This is a genomic window from Xanthomonas sp. NCPPB 3174, assembly GCF_056725205.1.
Genome location: NZ_CM161517.1, coordinates 2,458,900 through 2,479,023 on the forward strand (window position 1 = coordinate 2,458,900; position 20,124 = coordinate 2,479,023).

The following is a 20,124-nucleotide window of genomic DNA, read 5'->3' on the forward strand; positions in this document are numbered from 1 at the left end:
CACCGACAACGTGCGCGGCGGCAGCCGGCTCAGGGATCGCCGACCACGTCCACGTCCTTGTCCGGGACGTAGCGGAAGGTGCCGGTGGCGAAGGCCGGATTGCGCTTCCAGTCGCTGAAGCTGATCTCGGTGCGCTGGCCGACCGGGTCGACCACTTCCATGCGCGCCAGGCCATTGCGGTCGAAGCCGAGCTTGGCCATCTGGAAGCTGGCCTCGGTGTCCACCTTCGGGGTCATGGTCAGCCACTGCAGCCCGTCGCGGGCCACGGCCTCCTCGCTGACGTCGTACTGGCGGTCGAGCTTGCCCGGGTCGATCAGCGCGGTCAGCGGGCTGTTCTGCTCCTCGCTGCCCTGCGCGCGCACCGTGGCCTGCTTCAGGTCCGGGTCGTAGACCCACACCTTGCTGCCGTCGGCGACGATGAGCTGGGTATAGGGCTTGCGGTACTCCCAGCGGAACAGGCGCGGCGCCGACAGCGCGACGCGGCCGCTGGAGCTTTCCTTCAGCGTGCCCTTGCCGTCGTAGACCTTCTGCGCGAACTGGCCGTCCAGGCCCTTCAGCCCGCGGGTGAAGGCGGTGAGGTCCTCGCGGGCGCCGGCGAAGGCGGAGCCGGCCAGTAGCGCGGTGGCGAGGACGGTGTAGCGGAGTGTGCGAAGCATGCGGATGGATTTCCGGATGGAGTATGGGAAGTGTGACGCGGCGCGCCTGAATAGGCGATCAGAAGGTGGCCGGCCGTGCCGCGGCTACGGCCCGGTCTGCATCCGACGCAGGTCGCCGTACAGGATCTGCCCGCGGAAGCCGCGCCGCACCTGCTGGTACAGCTCGCGGAAGGCGGCGTAGTCCTGCGGCTGGCACAGCGCCGCCGGGCCGTGGACCGCGCGCCGGTGCAGCGTGTGCGTGGCGGTCACGGTCTGTCCGTCGCGCACCCAGGTGGCGGCGTACTCGCCGGCGGCGTTGTGGAAATGGGTGTCGGCCGGGATCGCGATGATCGGCACGCTGTCCGGGAAGGTCAGCCGGTAGGTCTCGCTGCGTGCGTTGTCGTTGCAGTAGAACGGGGTCAGATTGCGCTCGGCCGAGGCGGTGCTGTAGACCCCGCGCACCGAATCGGCGCCGGGCATCAGCGGCAGGCTCATGCCGCCGACCACGCCGAAGTCCACGTAGTCGTGCGCGCGGAAGCGGTAGGCGTAGCCGAACGGCCGGCTCAAATCCTGCAGCGCCCCCTGCAGCAGCAACTCGCCGCTGCCGTCGAAGCCGGAGGCGGCGACGATCGACTCCTCGATGCGGGTGCGGTTCTGCGCGTTGAGCTGCACGAACATGGTGCGCAGGCCGATCTCGCCGACGTCGCCGCTGTCCAGGCGGGTGATGCCGCTGACGCTGCCATCGGCGGCGAAACGGTAGTCGGTCTCGGCCAGGTAGCGGTTGACCTTGGCGTCGTCCGGCGGCGTGCGCGCCACGGTGCCGTCGGCGGTGTGCAGCACCGGCACGCCAAGGTCGCCGGCCGGCAACTGGCCGAAGCGCGAATAGGGGCTGGTCGAGTCCACGTACAGCTTGAATTCGGGCAGATAGGTGATGGCGTGGTTGAAGCGGCCCAGCACCGGCACCTCGGGCAGGGTCGGCCCGCCCTGCGCGCCGAGCAGCACCGGCGTGCTGGCGATGCCCTTGGCCGCCAGTAGCGCTTCCAGCACCACGGTGTGGTCCTTGCAGTCGCCGTAGTGGTTGTCGAGGACGCTGTCGGCGCTGTTCGGCTGCAGCCCGCCATTGCCCAGGTACACCGCCACGTAGCGGATGTTGCGCGCCACCCACTCGTACAGCGCGGCGGCCTGCGCGCGGCGGTCGCCGATGCCGGCGGTGATCTGCTCGGCGCGGGCGCGCACCTTGGGCGTGACCTGCGCGGCGGCGGCGCTGCTGTGCTGGTAGGCCTGGGCCATCTGCGACCAGCGGCGGAAGCTGCTGGCCATGATGGTCGGGCTGAATTCCCAGGTCGCCGCCGACCAGTTCTGGCTCTTCATCGGTTCGCGGCGGCTGTAGCGCCATTCCCAGCGCGCCTGCTCGCCGTCGATCGTCGGCGTGTTGCTGCCCTGCACGCCGCGCGTGTACAGGTGCATCTGCAGGCGCCGCGGCGCCACCAGGGTCACGGTCGCGTCGTCGTACTGGGAGAACACGCTGAAGGTCTCCCACAGGCTGAAGTAGCCGGGGAAGTACGGCACGTTCTGGGTGCGGCGCACCCGGTACACCAGGCGCGCGCCGGGCATCAGGTTGGGGAACACCACCACCTTGACCTTGCGGTCGGCGTACATCGCCGCCGTCGCGCTGGAATAGCTCTCCTGGGTGTAGATCTTGTCGGCGGGCACGTCGTGGCGCAGCCCGTCCGGGGTCAGCGTGTAGGCGGCCAGCACCTCCAGCGTCTCCAGCTTCTCGCTGTAGCCCAGCCGCACCTGGCTGAACTGGTCGACGCCGGCCTTGGTCTTGAGCAGCAGCTCGTATTCGTCGGTCTCCACGCTGGTGGCGTCCTCGCGCACCTCGTAGTCGGCGCGATAGCGCACGTAGCTGTAGTTGTTGCTGACCACCGGTGCGGCCGCGGTGGCCGTGGCCTGGTCGTTGTCGCGGTGCGTGGCCGGTGCCGGCTGCGCTGCGGCGACGCCGGCCAGCGCCAGCAGCGCCGAGCCGAGCAGCCAGCGCGCGGCGCGCAGCGGCATAGGTCCTCGCAGGCGCCGGCGATGGCCGGCGAATGGCGCGGTGCGCCTCACTTCGGCGGCGGCGGCGCCAGCACGCTGCGGTCGCCGTTGTGTTCGGGCGGGCTCACCACGCCGGCGGCCTCCATCGCCTCGATCAGTCGCGCGGCACGGTTGTAGCCGATCTTCAGCCGCCGCTGCACGCCGGAGATCGAGGCGCGGCGGGTCTCGGTGACGATGCGCAGGGCCTCGTCGTACAGCGGGTCGGATTCGTCGCCGCCACCACCGCCGGCTTCGGGCAGGCCGGTGGCACCGATCACGGTGCCGTCGCCCATGGTCTGCACCTCGTCCAGCACGCCCTCGATGTAGTCGGCCGGGCCGCTGGCCTTGAGGTGCTCGACCACCCGGTGCACTTCCTCGTCGCTGACGAAGGCACCGTGCACGCGGTCCGGCATCGCCGTGCCCGGCGGCAGGTACAGCATGTCGCCATGGCCCAGCAGGGTCTCGGCGCCGGACTGGTCGAGGATCGTGCGCGAGTCGATCTTGGAACTGACCTGGAAGGCGATGCGGGTCGGGATGTTGGCCTTGATCAGGCCGGTGATCACGTCCACCGACGGGCGCTGGGTGGCCAGGATCAGGTGGATGCCGGCGGCGCGGGCCTTCTGCGCCAGGCGCGCGATCAGCTCTTCGACCTTCTTGCCGACGATCATCATCATGTCGGCGAATTCGTCGATGAAGATGACGATGAACGGCAGCGTGTCCAGCGGCCGCGGCGCCTCGGCCAGGTCCGGGTTGGGCTTGAACAGCGGGTCCATCAACGGCTGCCCGGCGTCCTGCGCGTCCTTGACCTTCTTGTTGAAGCCAGCCAGGTTGCGCACGCCCACCGCGCTCATCAGCTTGTAGCGGCGCTCCATCTCCGCCACGCACCAGCGCAGGCCGTTGGCGGCCTCCTTCATGTCGGTGACCACCGGCGCCAGCAGATGCGGGATGCCCTGGTAGACGCTCAACTCGAGCATCTTCGGGTCGATCATCAGCATCCGCAGGTCCTTGGCCGAGGCCTTGTACAGCAGGCTCAGCACCATCGCGTTGACCGCCACCGACTTGCCCGAGCCGGTGGTACCGGCGACCAGCAGGTGCGGCATGCGCGCCAGGTCGGCCACGGTCGGGCGCCCGGCAATGTCCTTTCCCAGGGCCAGGGTCAGCGGACTGGCCGACTTGTCGTATTCCTTGGAGCGCAGCAGCTCGCTGAGATAGATCATCTCGCGGCTGACGTTGGGGATCTCCAGGCCGATCACCGACTTGCCCGGGATCACGTCGACCACACGCACCGACTTCACCGACAGGCCGCGGGCGATGTCCTTGTCCAGCGAGCTGATCTGGCTGACCTTGATGCCCGGCGCCGGCTCGATCTCGAAACGGGTGATGACCGGGCCCGGATAGGCGCCGACTACCTGCGCCTCGATGCGGAAATCCTTGAGCTTGAACTCGATCTGCCGCGACAGGGTTTCCAGGGTCTCCTCGGAATAGCCCTTGGCCTGCGGCTTGGGGTCGTCCAGGAGCGCCAATGGCGGCACCCCGGACGGGTCGCTGCCGGTGCCGTGGAACAGCGGGATCTGCTGCTCGCGCTTGGCCCGCTCGCTTTTCTCCACCACCGGCGCCGGCGGCGGCTCGATCTTGACCGGCTCGCGCTTGGCGCGCTGCACCGCGTCGACCTTGCGCACTTCCTCGCGTTCCTCGCGCATGGCGCGGGTCTGCTGCCATTCGTTGGCCTGCTGGGTGCCGCGACGGGCCAGCGCCGGCAGGGTCATCACCGCCTTGCCGATGCGCTCCATCACCGCGAACCAGGACAGCCCGGTGGCCAGGGTCACCGACACCAGCAATAGCACCAGCACGAACAGGTTGGCGCCGAGCGCGCCGAAGCCCGCGCCCAGCGAATTGCCGACCAGCTTGCCGAGGATGCCGCCGGCGCCGGCCACGTCGCCGGCGAACAGGCGCAGGTGCAGCAGCCCGGTGGCCGCAATCAGGAAGCCGACGATGCCGACCAGGCGCAGCGCCGGGCCGAGATCGGCCTCGCCATCGCCGTCCTGGTCCATGCCGAACAGCGCGATCCAGGAGATCGCACCGATCACCACCGGCAGCAGGAAGGCCACGTAGCCGAACAGTTGCAGCAGCACGTCGGCGATCCAGGCGCCGAACTTGCCGCCCATGTTGTGCACCGGCGCGACCACGCTGCCGGTATGCGACCAGCCCGGATCGGTCGCCGAGTACGTGGCCAGGCTGGCCAGCAGGTACAGCAGCAGCGGCGCGATCGCGATCAGCGCCAGATCGCGCCACAGCTTCTGCCGGCGTGGGTTGGGCGCGGCGCCCTGCTTGCGTGCCGCCGCATTGGCGCCCTGGGATTTGCCGCGTTCCGGAACCTGCTTCGCCACGCTATGACCAGACCTTAGAAATGCATCGTTAGTGATTGATAATAAACGACTCGCCATTGCATTTCAGCAGGCGCTACCTGAATCGTCCGGTCTCGCGTCGCTGTGCCGCGGCGGCGCCTGCTGGCAGCATGCACTGGCGCGCCGCGGAGGCCGTCGGTCGCGACGGGCCGCAGCGTTTCCGCCACGCGGCTTGATTCGTTCCAGGCCGGCCGCCACTCTATGCGCCTTCGCCGGAACCCGCGCAATGCCGCGTTTCCGCCGCCATTTCACCCTGTTCGCGAGTATACATGAGCCCCTCTGCCGCCAATTCCGCCAAGCATTCCCGCCTGCTGATCCTGGGTTCCGGCCCGGCCGGCTGGACCGCCGCGGTCTACGCCGCGCGCGCCAACCTCAAGCCGGTGGTGATCACCGGCCTGCAGCAGGGCGGCCAGCTGATGACCACCACCGAGGTCGACAACTGGCCCGGCGACCCGCACGGCCTGATGGGCCCGGACCTGATGGCGCGCATGCAGGCGCACGCCGAGCGCTTCGAGACCGAGGTGATCTTCGACCACATCCACACCGCCGACCTGTCGCAGCGCCCGTTCCGGCTCAGCGGCGACAGCGGCGACTACACCTGCGACGCGTTGATCATCGCCACCGGCGCCACCGCCAAGTACCTGGGCATCCCCTCGGAAGAAGCGTTCAAGGGCCGCGGCGTGTCCGCCTGCGCCACCTGCGACGGCTTCTTCTACAAGGACCAGGACGTGGTCGTGGTCGGCGGCGGCAACACCGCCGTGGAAGAGGCGCTGTACCTGTCCAACATCGCCCGCAAGGTCTACCTGGTGCACCGCCGCGACACCCTTCGCGCGGAAAAGATCATGCAGGACAAGCTGTTCGCCAAGGTCGCCGCCGGCAAGATCGAGACCGTCTGGCATCACCAGGTGGACGAGGTGCTGGGCAACGAGGCCGGCGTCACCGGCGTGCGGGTCAAGTCGGTGCAGGACGGCAGCACCCGCGACCTGGAGGCGCACGGCTTCTTCGTCGCCATCGGCCATCACCCGAACACCCAGCTGTTCGACGGCCAGTTGGCCATGCACAACGGCTACCTGGAGATCCGCTCCGGCCTCGGCGGCGCCGCCACCGAGACCTCGGTGCCGGGCGTGTTCGCCGCCGGCGACGTCGCCGACCAGCACTACCGCCAGGCGATCACCTCGGCCGGCTTCGGCTGCATGGCCGCGCTGGACGCCGAGCGCTATCTGGACAAGGGTGCCTGAGTCCGCGCACGTTCTGAGCTGCCGGCCCTGGGCAGGCAGTCGCCGCGCGCTGGCAAGTGCGCGCGCCGACGCAACCTGCGGTCGGGTCGCCCTTCTGCTGCGGCGGCCGGGGCGATGAGCCGGATCCGCTGGCTGCGCCAGCTCGACGGGGTCGCCGCCGCCGACTGGGACGCCCTGCACGACGGCCGCAATCCGTTCGTGGCCCACGCCTTCCTGGCCGGCCTGGAGCAGCACGGCTGCCTGCGCCCGGACTGGGGCTGGAGTCCGCTGCATCTCACCGTGTGGGACGGCGAGGCGCTGGTCGCGGCGGCGCCCGGCTACGTCAAAAGCAACTCGCACGGCGAATTCGTGTTCGACCACGCCTGGGCGCATGCCTACGCGCGCTACGGCCAGGACTACTTCCCCAAGTGGCTGTGCGCGGTGCCGTACTCGCCAGTGACTGGGCCGCGGCTGCTGGCGCGCGACCTGGCGGCGCAGCAGGAACTGCTCGCGGCCATGCAGGCGCTGACCGATCGCACCGGCCTGTCCTCGGCCCACGTCAATTTCCACCGCGCCGACGAGGACGTCGCGTTCGGCGCTGACTGGCTGGAACGCAACGACGTGCAGTACCAGTGGCACAACGAGGCCGGCTGGACCGGCTTCGACGACTACCTGGGCGCGATGGACCACAAGCACCGCAAGAACATCCGCCAGGAGCGGGCCAAGGTGCAGCGCGCCGGCATCGGCTTCCGCGTACTGCACGGCGACGAGGCCAGCGCCGCCGACCTGGAGGCGATGTACGGGTTCTACCTGCGCACCTTCGACGACTACGGCAATTCGCCGGCGTTGACCCTGGACTTTTTCTCACATCTTGCGCGAACGATGCCGCGCAACCTGCTGATCTTCCTCGCCATGCATCAGGACACGCCGGTGGCCGGGGCGTTCTGCCTGCGCGGCGGCGACACCCTGTATGGCCGCTACTGGGGCGGCGATGCCCTGCCCGGCCTGCACTTCGAGACCTGCTATTACCAGGGCATCGAGTACTGCCTGCGCGAGGGCCTGACCCGCTTCGAGCCGGGCGCGCAGGGCCAGCACAAGATCGCCCGCGGCTTCCTGCCGCGGCTGGTGCGCAGCCGCCACTGGATCGCCGATCCCGGCTTCCGCGTGCCGCTGGCCGACTGGTGCGCGCAGGAGCGCGCCGAGGTCCGCCAGCACGCGGCGGCACTGCAGCGCCACTCGCCGTTCCGCCACGACGCCTGAGGCATCGGCTACGCTGCCGGCGATGCGTCGTCTCCCTGCCCTGCTCGCGGCCGATCCCGCCGCCCCGTTCCCGCCACCGTCCAGCGCCCTGCGCGAGCCGGACGGGCTGCTCGCGATCGGCGGCGACCTGTCGCCGACCCGCCTGCTCGCCGCCTATGCGCAGGGCATCTTCCCCTGGTACTCCGACGGCGAACCGATCCTGTGGTGGAGCCCGGACCCGCGTACCGTATTCCGCAGCGACGGCGTGCGCCTGTCCTCGCGCTTCCGCCGCAGCCTGCGGCGCTCGCCGTGGACGGTGCGCGCCGACACCGCCTTCGCCGCCGTCATCGACGCTTGCGCGCAACTCCCGCGCCGCGGCCAGGACGGCACCTGGATCACCGCACCGATGCGCGCCGCCTACCTGGCCCTGCACCAGGCCGGCCACGTGCATTCGGTGGAAGTGTTCGATGGCGACGACCTGGTCGGCGGCATCTACGGGGTGGCGCGCGGGCGCATGTTCTTCGGCGAGAGCATGTTCAGCGCCCGAAGTGGCGGCTCCAAGGTGGCGCTGGCGGCGCTGGCGCGGCGCCTGCACGGCTGGGGCTGGCCGCTGATCGACGCGCAGGTGGAGAACGACCACCTGCTGAGCCTGGGCGCCGAGCGCTGGCCGCGCCCGCGCTTCCTGGAGGCCATCGCCACGCTGGTGGCGGCACCGGCCGAGATCGGGCCGTGGACGTCACAGTTCGGCACCCTGGCGGCCGCGGAACTGGCCCAGGGCTGAGCGGGATTAACGCAAACTTTGCACGGCGCGGCGCAGGCGAGTAAAATCCTCGCTCTTCAGGCCTTTGGCCGTTCCGAATCGCACAGGATTACATGTCGAAAGACGACTCCATCGAATTCGAAGGCACCGTCAGCGAGACGTTGCCCAATACCACGTTCCGGGTCAAGCTGGAAAACGGGCACGAAATCATCGCCCACATCTCCGGCCGCATGCGCAAGAACTACATCCGCATCCTGACCGGCGACCGGGTGAAGGTCGAAATGACCCCGTACGACCTGACCAAGGGTCGCATCACCTACCGCATGAAGTAATCCGCCACGGGCGGACATGAAGAAGGCGGCCACTGGCCGCCTTTCGCGTCTGCAACGGTGGAACGACGGTGACCTCGCCAGGCGGCTGCAGCCTCTGCAGCCGCCTTTCGTCGTGCCTGTGCCCCTGGCCCGGCCTTAGTCCACAGTGGCCGGCAGCAGGCGCTCCGGCTCGGCCTGGGTCTCCACCACCAGCTCGCCGTCGCGCACGTCGATGGTGACGCGGCCGCCGTTGACCAGCTTGCCGAACAGCAGCTCGTCGGCCAGCGGGCGCTTGACCTTGTCCTGGATCACCCGCGCCATCGGCCGCGCGCCCATCAGCGGGTCGAAGCCGTGCTGGGCCAGCCAGTCGCGCGCGGTCGGGGTCGCCGACAGCGACACGTGCTTCTCCTGCAGCAGCATCTCCAGCTCGATCACGAACTTGTCGACCACGCGCAGGATGTGGCTGAAGGCCAGCGGCTGGAACTGCACCACCGCGTCCAGGCGGTTGCGGAACTCTGGGGTGAAGCTGCGGCGGATGATCTCCATCGCGTCGGTGGAATGGTCCTGCTGGGTGAAGCCGATCGAGCGCCGCGAGGCCTGGGTGGCACCCGCATTGGTGGTCATCACCAGGATCACGTTCTTGAAGTTCGCCTCGCGCCCGTTGGTGTCGGTGAGCACGCCGCGGTCCATGACCTGCAGCAGGATGTTGAAGATGTCCGGATGCGCCTTCTCCACCTCGTCCAGCAGCAGCACGCAGTGGGGGGTCTTGACGATCTTCTCGGTCAGCAGGCCGCCCTGGTCGAAGCCGACGTAGCCCGGGGGCGCACCGATCAGGCGGCTGATCGAATGCGGCTCCATGTACTCGGACATGTCGAAGCGCACCAGTTCGATGCCCAGCTGCAGCGCCAGCTGCTTGGTGACCTCGGTCTTGCCCACGCCGGTGGGACCGGCGAACAGGAAGTTGCCGATCGGCTTCTCCGGATTGCCCAGGCCCGAGCGCGCCAGCTTGATCGACGAGGACAGGGTCTCGATCGCCGGATCCTGACCGAAGATCACCATCTTCAGGTTGCGCTCCAGGTGCTGCAGCACGTCCTTGTCGGTGGCGCTGACCTGCTTGGCCGGGATCCGCGCCATCTTGGCGACGATGGTCTCGATCTCCTCGATGTCGATCAGTTCCTTGCGCTGGCCTTCCGGCAGCAGCCGCTGGCGCGCGCCGGCCTCGTCGATCACGTCGATCGCCTTGTCCGGCAGCAGCCGGTCGCCGATGTGCTTGACCGACAGGTCCACCGCCGCCTGCAGCGCGTCGTCGGCGTAGGTCACGCCGTGGTGCGCCTCGTACTTGGGCTTGAGGCCCTGCAGGATCTCGAAGGTCTCGCCCACGGTCGGCTCGACGATGTCGATCTTCTGGAAGCGCCGCGCCAGGGCACGGTCCTTCTCGAAGATGCCGCGGTATTCCTGGAACGTGGTCGAACCGATGCAGCGGAGCTCGCCCGAAGACAGCGCCGGCTTGATCAGGTTGGAGGCGTCCATGGTGCCGCCGGAGGCGGAACCGGCGCCGATGATGGTGTGGATCTCGTCGATGAACAGCACCGCGTTGGGCACCTTCTTCAGCGAGGTCAGCACGCCCTTCAGGCGCTTCTCGAAGTCGCCGCGGTACTTGGTGCCGGCGACCAGCGCGCCCAGGTCGAGCGAGAAGATCACCGCGTCGGCCAGCACCTCGGGCACGCTACCCTCGACGATGCGCTTGGCCAGGCCCTCGGCGATGGCGGTCTTGCCGACGCCGGCCTCGCCCACGTACAGCGGGTTGTTCTTGCGGCGGCGGCACAGCACCTGGATGGTGCGCTCGATCTCGTCGGCGCGGCCGACCAGCGGGTCGATGCGGCCGTTGCGGGCCTGCTCGTTCAGGTTGGTGGCGTACTCGGCCAGGGCATCGCCCTTCGGCTCGCCCTCGCCCGCCTCGCCCTTGGGCTCGCCGTCGCTCGGCGCGGCCTGCTCGCCGTCCTCACCCATCTTGGCGATGCCATGGGACAGGTAATTGACGATGTCCAGGCGGGTGATGTCCTGCTGATTCAGGAAATACACCGCGTGCGAGTCCTTCTCGCCGAAGATCGCCACCAGCACGTTGGCGCCGCTGACTTCCTTCTTGCCCGAGGACTGCACGTGGTAGACCGCCCGCTGCAGCACCCGCTGGAAGCCCAGGGTGGGCTGGGTGTCGCGGCCGTCGTCCTCGGCCAACCGGGCCACCGAGGCTTCGATGGCCTGTTCCAGGTCGCTGCGCAGGCGGTCGACGTCGGCGCCGCAGGCCTTGAGCACGGCCTGGGCGGAGGGATTGTCGAGCAGCGCCAACAGCAGGTGCTCCACCGTCATGAACTCATGACGTGCTTCCCTGGCGCGCTTGTAGCACTGGCCGATGGTCTGCTCGAGATCTTTGCTGAACATGGTGTACTCCGACGTCTGTTGCCGACAATATGTGGCTTGAGTTGCGAATTTCCACAACCCTATCGGATCAGTGTGTTCACACCGCGTTAGTCCGGGCAAACCGGTGACCGACGCCTCCCACTATCAGGCTTTTTCCATCGTGCACAACAGGGGGTGCTGGTTCATCCGCGAGAACTCGTTCACCTGAGCCACCTTGGATTCAGCCACCTCGCGGGTATAGACCCCGCACACCCCGCGGCCGCGGGTATGCACGTGCAGCATCACCTGGGTGGCGCGCTCCAGGTCCAGGGAAAAGAACTGCTGCAACACGGTCACCACGAAGTCCATCGGGGTGTAGTCGTCGTTCAGCAGCAGCACCTGATACATGGGCGGGCGGGCGACTTCCGGCTTGCCGGTCTCCACCATGACGCCATGATCGTGCTCGGGGGAATTCTTGCGGGGCATCCGCCCATTATATACGGGGCCTGCCGGCCCGGATTGGACGATCGCCGGCCCTGCCCGCACAATTCCCCTCCTTTCGATGGCGCTGCACATGCATTCGACGATGTTCCCCAAGGTTCCGCTGCTCGCCGCGCTGCTCGCCGCCGCCCTGCCGGCGGCCGCCGAGCCGCCGGATGCGGCACTGGGCAAGCGGCTGCAGGCGCTGGGCTACGACGTGCAGGCCGACCAGGACGGCGACTACCAGGTGCTGTTCGGCCTGCGCGACCACGGCCAGGAGCGCAAGCAGCTCACCTACGTGCGCTCGCCGGTGGAGACCTTCGGCAGCTACCGCATCCGCGAGGTCTGGTCGCCCGCCTACCAGGCGCAGGGCGACAGCCTGCCCGCCAAGGTCGCCAACCGGCTGCTGGAAGACGCGCAGTCGGACATCCTCGGCGGCTGGGTGCGCCAGGGCGGTACCGCCGTGTTCGTGGTCAAGCTGCCCGCCGATGCCGACGATACGGCGCTGCGCGAGGCGCTGGAGGCCGCCGCGCGCGGCGCCGACGCGATGGACGCCGAGCTCAACGGCGGCAAGGATCTGTTCTGATGACGGCGATCGCCGAGCCCTGGCAGCCGGACGTGACCGTGGCCACGGTGGTGGTGCGCGACGGGCGGCTGCTGCAGGTCGAGGAAGCCATCGCCGGTGCGCTGGTGCTGAACCAGCCGGCCGGTCACCTGGAACCGGACGAGAGCCTGATCAAGGCCGCGGTGCGCGAGACGCTGGAGGAAACCGGCTGGCAGGTGCAGCCGACCGCCTTCATCGGCGCCTACCAGTGGAAGGCCGACAACGGCCGCCACTACCTGCGCTTCGCCTTCGCCGCCGACCCGGTCGCGCACGATGCGCAGCGGCCGCTGGACACCGGCATCGTGCGCGCGCTGTGGATGACCCCGGCCGAGCTGGAGGCCGCCGCGCCGCGCTGGCGCAGCCCGCTGGTGTGGCAGGTGGTGGCCGACTACCTGGCCGGGCGCCGCTACCCGCTGGACCTGTTGCGGCAGGTGGCATGAGCGGCGCAGCGGTCATGGTCGGCGTTTCCGGCGGCGTGGATTCGTCGGTGGCGGCCTGGCAACTGGTCCAGCAGGGCGCGGCGGTGTCCGGCCTGTTCATGCAGAACTGGGCCGACGACGGCAGCGGAGACTGCCGCGCCGACGACGACCGCCGCGATGCGGTGGCGGTGTGCGGGCGGCTCGGCATCCCGTTCCATTTCCGCGATTTCTCGCAGGAATACTGGCAGGGCGTGTTCGCGCACTTCCTGGCCGAGTACGCTGCCGGGCGCACGCCCAATCCGGACGTGCTGTGCAACCGCGAGGTCAAGTTCAAGCATTTCCTGGACGCGGCGCGGGAACTCGGCGCCGAGCGCATCGCCACCGGCCACTACGCGCGGGTGGACTGCGTCGGCGGCCGCTGGCGGCTGCTGCGCGGGCTGGACCGCAACAAGGACCAGAGCTATTTCCTGCACCAGCTGGGCCAGGCGCAACTGGCCGCGACCCTGTTCCCGGTCGGCGAACTGCCCAAGGAGCAGGTGCGCCGCATCGCCCGCGAGGCCGGCCTGCCGACCCACGCCAAGAAGGATTCCACCGGCATCTGCTTCATCGGCGAACGCGATTTCCGCGAATTCCTGGGCCGCTACCTGCCGGCCCGGCGCGGCGAGATCCGCGACCCGCACGAGCAGGTCGTGGCCGAGCACCCGGGGGTGTTCTACTTCACCCTCGGCCAGCGCGAGGGCCTGAACATCGGCGGGGTGCGCGGGCGTGCCGCGGCGCCGTGGTACGTGGTCGGCAAGGACGTCGCCCGCAACGTGCTGTACGTCGACCAGGACCGCGACAGCCCCTACCTGATGGCCAACTGGCTGCAGTCCGAAGCCGCCCACTGGATCGCCGGTGCGCCGCCGGCGCGACGGTTCGACTGCACCGCGCAGACCCGCTATCGCCAGGCCGACGAGCCCTGCACGGTCGAGGTCGGCGACGACGGCACCCTCTCGGTCCGCTTCGCGCGCCCGCAGCGCGCCGTCACCCCCGGGCAGTCGCTGGTGCTGTACCAGGGCGAGCAATGCCTGGGCGGCGCCGTGATCGCCACCACCGATGCCCCGCTGGAGCGCCGCCTGGCGCAGCAGGCCCCCGCCGTACACGAGGACTCCATTCGATGACCGATTCCATGGACGCGCGCATGCTGGCGCTAGCGGGCCTGGCCCAGGCCCTGCAGCAGGTGCGGCGCATCGCCGAGACCGGCCAGTCGGAGGCGTCGCTGGTGCGCACCCTGCTCGACAGCGTGTTCCGCATCGACGCGCCCAGCCCCGAAGCGGTCTACGGCCGCCGCGCCGACCTGGCGCCGGGCCTGCGCCTGCTGCACAACTACTTCCGCAACCAGGGCCAGGACGAGGTGCTGCCACGGCTGGCGATGGCAGTGATCCAGCTGGAGCGGCGCTTCGCCGGCGATGCCGAGACCGACGCCAAGGTCGATGCCGGCCTGGCCCGGATCGCGCCGCTGCTGGAGCGCCATGGCGACAGCACCCACCCGGAAGTGATCACCGCGCTGGGCCAACTCTATGCCGACACCATCAGCCACCTGCGCCCGCGGGTGATGGTGCAAGGCAATCCGCATTACCTGGGCCAGGCCGGGGTGGTGGCGGAGATTCGCGCCCTGCTGCTGGCGGCGGTCCGCGCGGCGGTGCTGTGGCGGCAGATGGGCGGCAGCCTGTGGGACTTCCTGCTGGCCAAGCGGCGCATGCGCGAGACTGTGGACCGCGCGCTGCGCTGAGTCCGCAGAGGCGGAGGGCGCGGGCCGCCGCGCCCGTTCTGCGACGCCGATCCTGCGAAAGGGCGCAGGTTTCGACGATCCGGCGATGACGCTGCTAAAGACCCGGGGGGGGCGGCCGATACAGCAATCGTGAATCTGCCGAGAACTTCCATGTACTCACGCCTCCTGATCCGTCTGGCCGCCCCGCTCGCCCTGACGCTGCTGTTCCCCATCGCCGCCGGTTTCGATTGGCCGGCCCCGGTCCGTTGGGCCATCCTCACCACCATGACGCTGAGCTGGCTCGGCTTCGCCGGCTGGACCGCGTACAGCCAGAGCCGGCGCTCGCCCGAGCAGGCCAAGGTCATGCGCGAGCAGGACCACCTGCTGACCGAGCTGCGCAGCTTCGTCGGCAACGAGATCGAGGGCTCGCGCTCCGAGATCGAACGCGCCCGCGAACTGATCCGCCAGGCGGTCAGCGGCCTGGGCGGCAGCTTCGAGGCGATGAACCGCAAGTCGCGGCAGCAGAGCGTGGCCCTGGCCCGCATCGTCGACCGCGCCGGCGAAGACGGCGGCGCCGGGGTGGACGTGGCCCGCTTCGCCCAGCATGCCAGCCAGCGCATGGAGCAGCTGGTGGAGGCGCTGGAACAGGTCAGCGGCCAGAGCAGCACCACGGTGCACTACATCGACGACATGTCCCAGCACCTGGACGGCATCTTCGCCCTGCTGGAGGACGTCAAGTCGATCGCCGACCAGACCAACCTGCTGGCGCTGAACGCGGCGATCGAAGCGGCGCGCGCCGGTGAGGCGGGCCGCGGCTTCGCGGTGGTGGCCGACGAGGTGCGCAACCTGTCCGAGCGCTCGACCACCTTCAACGAGCAGATCCGCAAGCTGGCGCACAGTTCCAAGGACGCCATCGCCAAGGTCCGCGAGACGGTCTCGAACATGGCCTCGCGCGACATGGACCGCTCCCGCGAGGCGCGGGCCGAGGCCGCGGCGATGCTCGACAACGTGGCCGCGATCAACCACTCGCTGGGCGACGGCATGCGCGAGATCTCCGAGTGCGGCCGCGCCATCGACAGCAGCGTCGCCGAAGCGGTGCGCGCCCTGCAGTTCGAGGACATCGCGACCCAGGCCCTGGGCGGCGTGCACACCCACCTGGACCGCCTGACCGCGATCAACCGCGAGGCCGTGGCGCTGCAGGAACTGCTGCATCGCAATGGCGGCGTGTTCGACCATGAACTGCTCGACGCCCTGCAGCGGGTCGGCAACCGCCTGCGCGACATGCGCGTGGAGTGGGAGCGTCCGCCGCACAAGCCGGTGGCGCAGCAGAGCATGGGTGCCGGCACGGTCGAGTTGTTCTAAGTCCGTCTTGTCGCGCTCCGCGCCATGAACCGACGAGTCCCCGGCCCCTGCCGGGGCTTGTCGTCTCTGCCCTTCCCGTCCGGCCCCGTCGATGTCGATGCCTCTCCAGTCCCTGTCCCGAGTTGCGGCCATGTCCTGCGATGAAAGCAGCAGTGCGCACGTGCCTGCGTCCGAGCCGGTCGCCGATCCCGGCATCCGGCCGGCGGCGGCACCGCGCCAGCCCGGCCACGCCCTGCGACGGCTGGAGACGCTGGCCCAGGCCGAACTGCGGCAATTGCTGATCGCGCGCGCGCCGGCACCGCAGGACGCGCGCATCGCCGACCCGGTCTGGGCCGGCCTGGCCTGGGACATGGGCCTGAACGGCAGCGCGGTCGCTGCCGCCGGCACGCCGGCGCCGCTGGTGCACTTCCCGCTCTACGACGGCGACTGAGTCGATCGCGGCGGTTGCGATTGCGGTTGCGGGCGGCGAGTGGAGCCTTGTGTGGGCATTGCGTTCAGCGCGTCGCCAAACGTTTTGTCTCAGCTCGTTATTCTCGATTTCGCTTGCCGCATAAGGCCGAGAGGGACGAGCCAACCATGCGCGTCCCGCATCCGTAGGAGCGGCTTCAGCCGCGACGGATGGTCTCGGCAATGCTTCGTCGCGGCTGAAGCCGCTCCTACGAGGCGATGACTAATCTCGCTAAACCAAGGCAAAAGGCAGCGATGCGCAATGCCGTTCGGTCGCGAAAAGCGCGCGACCCGTGCCTGGCCGGCTGCATGCAGTCGGGACTGAAGTCCCTCCCACAAGTACTCCGATCAGATCGCGACATCGTTGCTGCAAAGGCGGATTCGGCGGCGAGCTACGACACATTGACCGATCGACGTCGCATCCAGGCGCGCGCCTGAACCCTTCTCCCAATCGCGAGCGCCCGGCCGTGGGAAAGCGTCACTGTGGGAGCGACTTCAGTCGCGACGCGCGATGCCGTCCGGCGCTTCGATGCGCCTGCAATCGGGAATGAAGTCCCTCCCACAACGACTCCGATCGGATCGCGACATCGTTGCTGCAAGGCGCATTGGGCGGCGAGCAAGGTTGTGCCTGACGCCGTTCCTGCAATGTTCGCCGTGGGGTCGCGGCTGAAGCCGCTCCTACGCGAGGCTGTGCAGCTCGCTTGATCAGCTCGGATTCTCCAGCGAGAACAGGTCCGCCTGCTTGTCGTAGGCGAAGTACTCGGCGTAGCGCGCCCAGCTGGTGACCGCCTGGACCGTCTCCGCGGCATAGGCCTCGGACATGTGGTCTTCCAGCTCGTCGCGGAAACGGCGCGCCGGTGCGTGATGCGCCGGGCGTTCGTCGAGGACGCGGCGGATGTGCGCGGCCAGCGGCACGTAGGTGGCCAGGTGCTGAGCGAACAACTGCTTGCGCGCGTCGGTGCCCAGTTCGGCGAAGCGCTGCCCGGCCGGGGTCAATTGCAGGTCGCCCTGCTCGAACACGGCGAAGCGCAGCAGTTGCAGGGTCTCGGCGATCGGGAACAGCTCGTCCACTTCCAGCTGCAGGCCGGCCGCCAGCGGCGGCAGGTCGGCGCGGCCGTGGTAGGGCTCGGCCGCCACCGCCTCGATCAGGCCGGCCAGCAGGTTGCTCGATACGCGCGGCAGGACCATGGCGATGCCGCTGCCGGGGAACACGCCCTCGCGGTTCTGCGGCCGCTGCGGGCTGGCGGTCATGCGCGCGTAGATGTCGTCGACCAGGGCACGGAACGCCGGCGCCAGGCGATTGCGCGGCTGCGGCAGGGTCACCTCGATCTCGCCGATCACCCGCCCCGGATTGGCGCCGAAGATGACGATGCGGTCGCACATCAGCACCGCCTCCTCGATGTTGTGGGTGACCATCAGGATCGATTCGATCGGCATGCGCCCTTCCGACCACAGGTCCAGCAGGTCGGTGCGCAGGGTTTCGGCGGTCAGCACGTCCAGTGCCGAGAACGGCTCGTCCATCAGCAGCAGCTTCGGCCGCACCACCAGCGCCCGCGCCAGACCCACGCGCTGGCGCATGCCGCCGGACAGTTCCTTCGGGTAGGCGCCCTCGTAGCCGTCCAGGCCGATCAGGTCGATCGCCGCCAGGGCACGTCGGCGGCGTTCGTCGGCGGCCACGCCGCGCGCTTCCAGGCCCACTTCCACGTTCTGCAGCACGGTCAGCCACGGGAACAGGGCGAAGCTCTGGAACACCATAGCGATGTCGTCGGCGACCTGGCCGGGCGCAGCGTCGCGGAAGGCGATGCTGCCGGCGCTGGGCTGCAACAGCCCGGCGATGGCGCGCAGCAGGGTCGACTTGCCCGAGCCGGAGCGCCCGAGCAGGCCGACGATCTGCCCCGAGTGCAGGGTCAGGTCGACATCCTCCAGCACCACCAGCGGCGTCGCCCCGCCCTTGTCGTAGGTCTTGCGCACGCCCTGCACGCGGACCAGCGGGGCGCGCTCGGGCACGCTTGCGGAATAGCTCATGGTCGGTCTCCAGGAATCAGTCGAAACGCAGGCGACGTTCGGCGAACACGTACAGGCGTCGCCAGACCGCGCGGTTGAAGAGGGTCACGAACAACGACATCACCGCCACGCCGAGCAGGACCCGCGGGCCGTCGCCGGCGGCGGTGGCGCGGGCGATGTAGGCGCCCAGGCCGTAGGCCTGCACCTGGGTGTGGCCCCAACTGGCCAGCTCGGCCACGATGCTGGCGTTCCAGGAACCGCCGGAGGCGGTCAGCGCGCCGGTGATGTAGTACGGGAAGATGCCGGGCAGGATCACCCGCCGCCACCAGGTCCACGAACGCAGGTGGTAGATGGTCGCGGCCTCGCGCAGATCGGTGGGAAACGCGCTGGCGCCGGCGATCACGTTGAACAGGATGTACCACTGGGTGCCGAGGATCATCAGCGGCGACAGCCAGATGTTGGGATCGGCGCCGGTGCTGACGATGGCCAGGACCGCGAACGGGAACAGCACGTTGGCCGGGAACGCGGCCAGGAACTGCGCCAGCGGCTGCACCCGTTGCGCCACCTTCGGCCGCAGCCCGATCCACACGCCGATCGGCACCCACACCAGGCTGGCCAGGGCGATCAGCACCACCACCCGCAGCAGCGTGGCCAGGCCACCGCCGAAGGCCTCGGCCAGGTCGTGCAGGCCAAGGTGGCGGCGGCCGTAGTCGTAGGCGAACCAGGCCGCGGCCGCGCCGGCCAGCGCCAGCGCCGCGCTCCACAGCCGGTCGCCCCACACCCCGCTGCGGCCGGGTGCCTGCGGCACGGCCAGCAGTTGCGGCTGGCGCCGCGGCGTCCAGCGCACCAGCATGGCGCGCTGCCAGACCCAGGCCAGCGGCGCGACCAGCCGCTTGGCCAGGCGCGTGCGCCGCAGCAGGTCGTACAGCCACGACTGCGGCTTGTCCTGCGAGGCGGTGAGCTCGGCGCGGAACTTGTCCGACCAGGCCACGATCGGGCGGAACAGCAACTGGTCGTACAGCGCGATCAGCACCGCCATCGCCACCACCGCCCAGCCGACCGCGGCGAAGTTGCGCTGGGCGATCGCCAGCGCCAGGTACGAGCCGATGCCGGGCAGTTCCAGGGTGTGGTCGCCGACGCTGATCGCCTCGGAGGCGACCACGAAGAACCAGCCGCCGGACATGGACATCATCATGTTCCAGATCAGCGAGGGCGTGGCGTACGGCGCCTCCAGCCGCCAGAAGCGCTGCCAGGCGCTGAGTCCGAAGCCGCGCGACACCTCGTCCAGGTCGCGCGGCACGTTGCGCAGCGACTGGTAGAACGAGAACGCCATGTTCCAGGCCTGGCTGGTGAAGATGGCGAAGATCGAGGCCAGCTCGGCGCCGATCTGCCGACCGGGGAACAGGCCCAGGAAGAAGGTGACGGTGAAGGTGAGAAAGCCCAGCACCGGCACCGACTGCAGGATGTCCAGCGCCGGCACGATCACCCGCTCGGCGCGGCGGCTCTTGGCGGCCAGGGTCGCCACCACGAAGGTGAACACCAGCGAGGCGGCCATCGCCGCGAACATGCGCAAGGTGGTGCGCAGGCCGTATTCGGGCAATTGCCAAAGGTCCAGCGACACCGCATCGGTGCCGGCCGGCGGCAACGGCGCGCGCATGTCGGCAGCGCCGTGCAGCAGCAGCGCCCCCAGTCCCAGCAGCAGCGCGAACACCGCCAGGTCGTGCAGGTTGGGCAGCACGCCGGGGCGTGCGGCGAGCTGTCCGGGCGCGGTGCGGTCGCGAGCGAATGGCAGCATGGGAAGATCCGGCAGGAGCGGCAGCGAGCGCCGCAGGAAAAAGGACGCTGGCGCGGGTCGCGGAGCGGACCGCCCAGTGTGACCGGGGAAGATGTACGGCGTGCGTCAGCCGCTGCCGGCTGCGCGGGCGTCGCCAGGCGATGTGGCGCAGGCAGGACATCGCCACCGCGCGCGGCTGGGCCGCGATGTCAGGTGGACCAGGAACGATGGCGATGGCAGGCGC

At 69.5% G+C, this 20,124-nt stretch carries 17 protein-coding genes; 10 read left to right on the top strand and 7 right to left on the bottom strand.

All coding sequences use genetic code 11. The features are described 5' to 3' along the window. Positions 1–29: 29 nt before the first annotated feature. From lolA to AC1PK7_RS10975, 3 genes are all read right to left on the bottom strand, one after another. The gene (lolA, locus tag AC1PK7_RS10965; RefSeq protein ID WP_481100811.1) at positions 30–656 is read right to left on the bottom strand and encodes an outer membrane lipoprotein periplasmic chaperone LolA; all 627 of its coding nucleotides are present in this window, start codon (positions 654–656) and stop codon (positions 30–32) included. 84 nt (positions 657–740) lie between these two features. Further along, complete coding sequence (locus AC1PK7_RS10970) at positions 741–2,693, bottom strand: DUF3857 domain-containing transglutaminase family protein (RefSeq protein ID WP_481100812.1); 1,953 nt, start codon at positions 2,691–2,693, stop codon at positions 741–743. A 47-nt stretch (positions 2,694–2,740) separates the two neighbouring features. Continuing rightward, positions 2,741–5,098, bottom strand: a complete 2,358-nt coding sequence (locus tag AC1PK7_RS10975; protein ID WP_017909556.1) for a DNA translocase FtsK — start codon at positions 5,096–5,098, stop codon at positions 2,741–2,743. A gap of 287 nt (positions 5,099–5,385) precedes the next feature. On the opposite strand from AC1PK7_RS10975, the gene trxB reads away from it, so the two are divergent. From trxB to infA, 4 genes are all read left to right on the top strand, one after another. Further along, the gene (gene trxB, locus AC1PK7_RS10980) at positions 5,386–6,354 is read left to right on the top strand and encodes a thioredoxin-disulfide reductase (protein ID WP_010341722.1); all 969 of its coding nucleotides are present in this window, start codon (positions 5,386–5,388) and stop codon (positions 6,352–6,354) included. Between the two features lie 114 nt (positions 6,355–6,468). Next, entirely contained in the window at positions 6,469–7,593 is a 1,125-nt protein-coding gene (locus tag AC1PK7_RS10985) for a GNAT family N-acetyltransferase (protein WP_481100813.1), read from the top strand. Between the two features lie 22 nt (positions 7,594–7,615). Further along, positions 7,616–8,353 (top strand): leucyl/phenylalanyl-tRNA--protein transferase, encoded by a 738-nt coding sequence (gene aat, locus AC1PK7_RS10990; protein WP_481100814.1) that lies wholly within the window; start codon positions 7,616–7,618, stop codon positions 8,351–8,353. 92 nt (positions 8,354–8,445) lie between these two features. Then, positions 8,446–8,664 (top strand): translation initiation factor IF-1, encoded by a 219-nt coding sequence (gene infA, locus AC1PK7_RS10995; protein ID WP_004425677.1) that lies wholly within the window; start codon positions 8,446–8,448, stop codon positions 8,662–8,664. 135 nt (positions 8,665–8,799) lie between these two features. On the opposite strand, the gene clpA is transcribed toward infA, so the two are convergent. Both clpA and clpS read right to left on the bottom strand, forming a co-directional pair. Then, positions 8,800–11,082 (bottom strand): ATP-dependent Clp protease ATP-binding subunit ClpA, encoded by a 2,283-nt coding sequence (clpA, locus tag AC1PK7_RS11000; protein ID WP_010341727.1) that lies wholly within the window; start codon positions 11,080–11,082, stop codon positions 8,800–8,802. A 123-nt stretch (positions 11,083–11,205) separates the two neighbouring features. After that, the gene (gene clpS / locus AC1PK7_RS11005; protein WP_010341728.1) at positions 11,206–11,526 is read right to left on the bottom strand and encodes an ATP-dependent Clp protease adapter ClpS; all 321 of its coding nucleotides are present in this window, start codon (positions 11,524–11,526) and stop codon (positions 11,206–11,208) included. A 76-nt stretch (positions 11,527–11,602) separates the two neighbouring features. Between clpS and AC1PK7_RS11010 the strand changes: the two genes are divergently transcribed. The 6 genes from AC1PK7_RS11010 (at position 11,603) to AC1PK7_RS11035 (ending at position 16,085) form a co-directional block, all read left to right on the top strand. After that, positions 11,603–12,106 (top strand): hypothetical protein, encoded by a 504-nt coding sequence (locus tag AC1PK7_RS11010; RefSeq protein WP_481100815.1) that lies wholly within the window; start codon positions 11,603–11,605, stop codon positions 12,104–12,106. Beyond that, complete coding sequence (locus AC1PK7_RS11015) at positions 12,106–12,564, top strand: NUDIX hydrolase (protein ID WP_481100816.1); 459 nt, start codon at positions 12,106–12,108, stop codon at positions 12,562–12,564. Before AC1PK7_RS11010 ends, AC1PK7_RS11015 begins: the two co-directional genes overlap by 1 nt. Next, on the top strand, positions 12,561–13,703 hold the full coding sequence (gene mnmA, locus AC1PK7_RS11020) for a tRNA 2-thiouridine(34) synthase MnmA (protein ID WP_420009871.1): 1,143 nt from the start codon (positions 12,561–12,563) through the stop codon (positions 13,701–13,703). Before AC1PK7_RS11015 ends, mnmA begins: the two co-directional genes overlap by 4 nt. After that, on the top strand, positions 13,700–14,314 hold the full coding sequence (hflD, locus tag AC1PK7_RS11025) for a high frequency lysogenization protein HflD (RefSeq protein ID WP_209029260.1): 615 nt from the start codon (positions 13,700–13,702) through the stop codon (positions 14,312–14,314). Before mnmA ends, hflD begins: the two co-directional genes overlap by 4 nt. A 150-nt stretch (positions 14,315–14,464) precedes the next feature. Further along, positions 14,465–15,655, top strand: coding sequence for a methyl-accepting chemotaxis protein (locus AC1PK7_RS11030; protein ID WP_010341735.1), 1,191 nt, complete (start codon positions 14,465–14,467; stop codon positions 15,653–15,655). Between the two features lie 130 nt (positions 15,656–15,785). Then, positions 15,786–16,085 (top strand): hypothetical protein, encoded by a 300-nt coding sequence (locus tag AC1PK7_RS11035; RefSeq protein ID WP_420009872.1) that lies wholly within the window; start codon positions 15,786–15,788, stop codon positions 16,083–16,085. 722 nt (positions 16,086–16,807) lie between these two features. Here AC1PK7_RS11035 and AC1PK7_RS11040 read toward each other — a convergent pair. Both AC1PK7_RS11040 and AC1PK7_RS11045 read right to left on the bottom strand, forming a co-directional pair. Beyond that, positions 16,808–18,127: an ABC transporter ATP-binding protein gene (locus AC1PK7_RS11040; protein ID WP_481098174.1), complete on the bottom strand. Its 1,320-nt coding sequence runs from the start codon at positions 18,125–18,127 to the stop codon at positions 16,808–16,810. A gap of 16 nt (positions 18,128–18,143) precedes the next feature. After that, a complete protein-coding gene (locus AC1PK7_RS11045) occupies positions 18,144–19,901 on the bottom strand; it encodes an ABC transporter permease (protein ID WP_481098175.1) in 1,758 nt (585 codons plus the stop codon). Between the last annotated feature and the right edge of the window lie 223 nt (positions 19,902–20,124).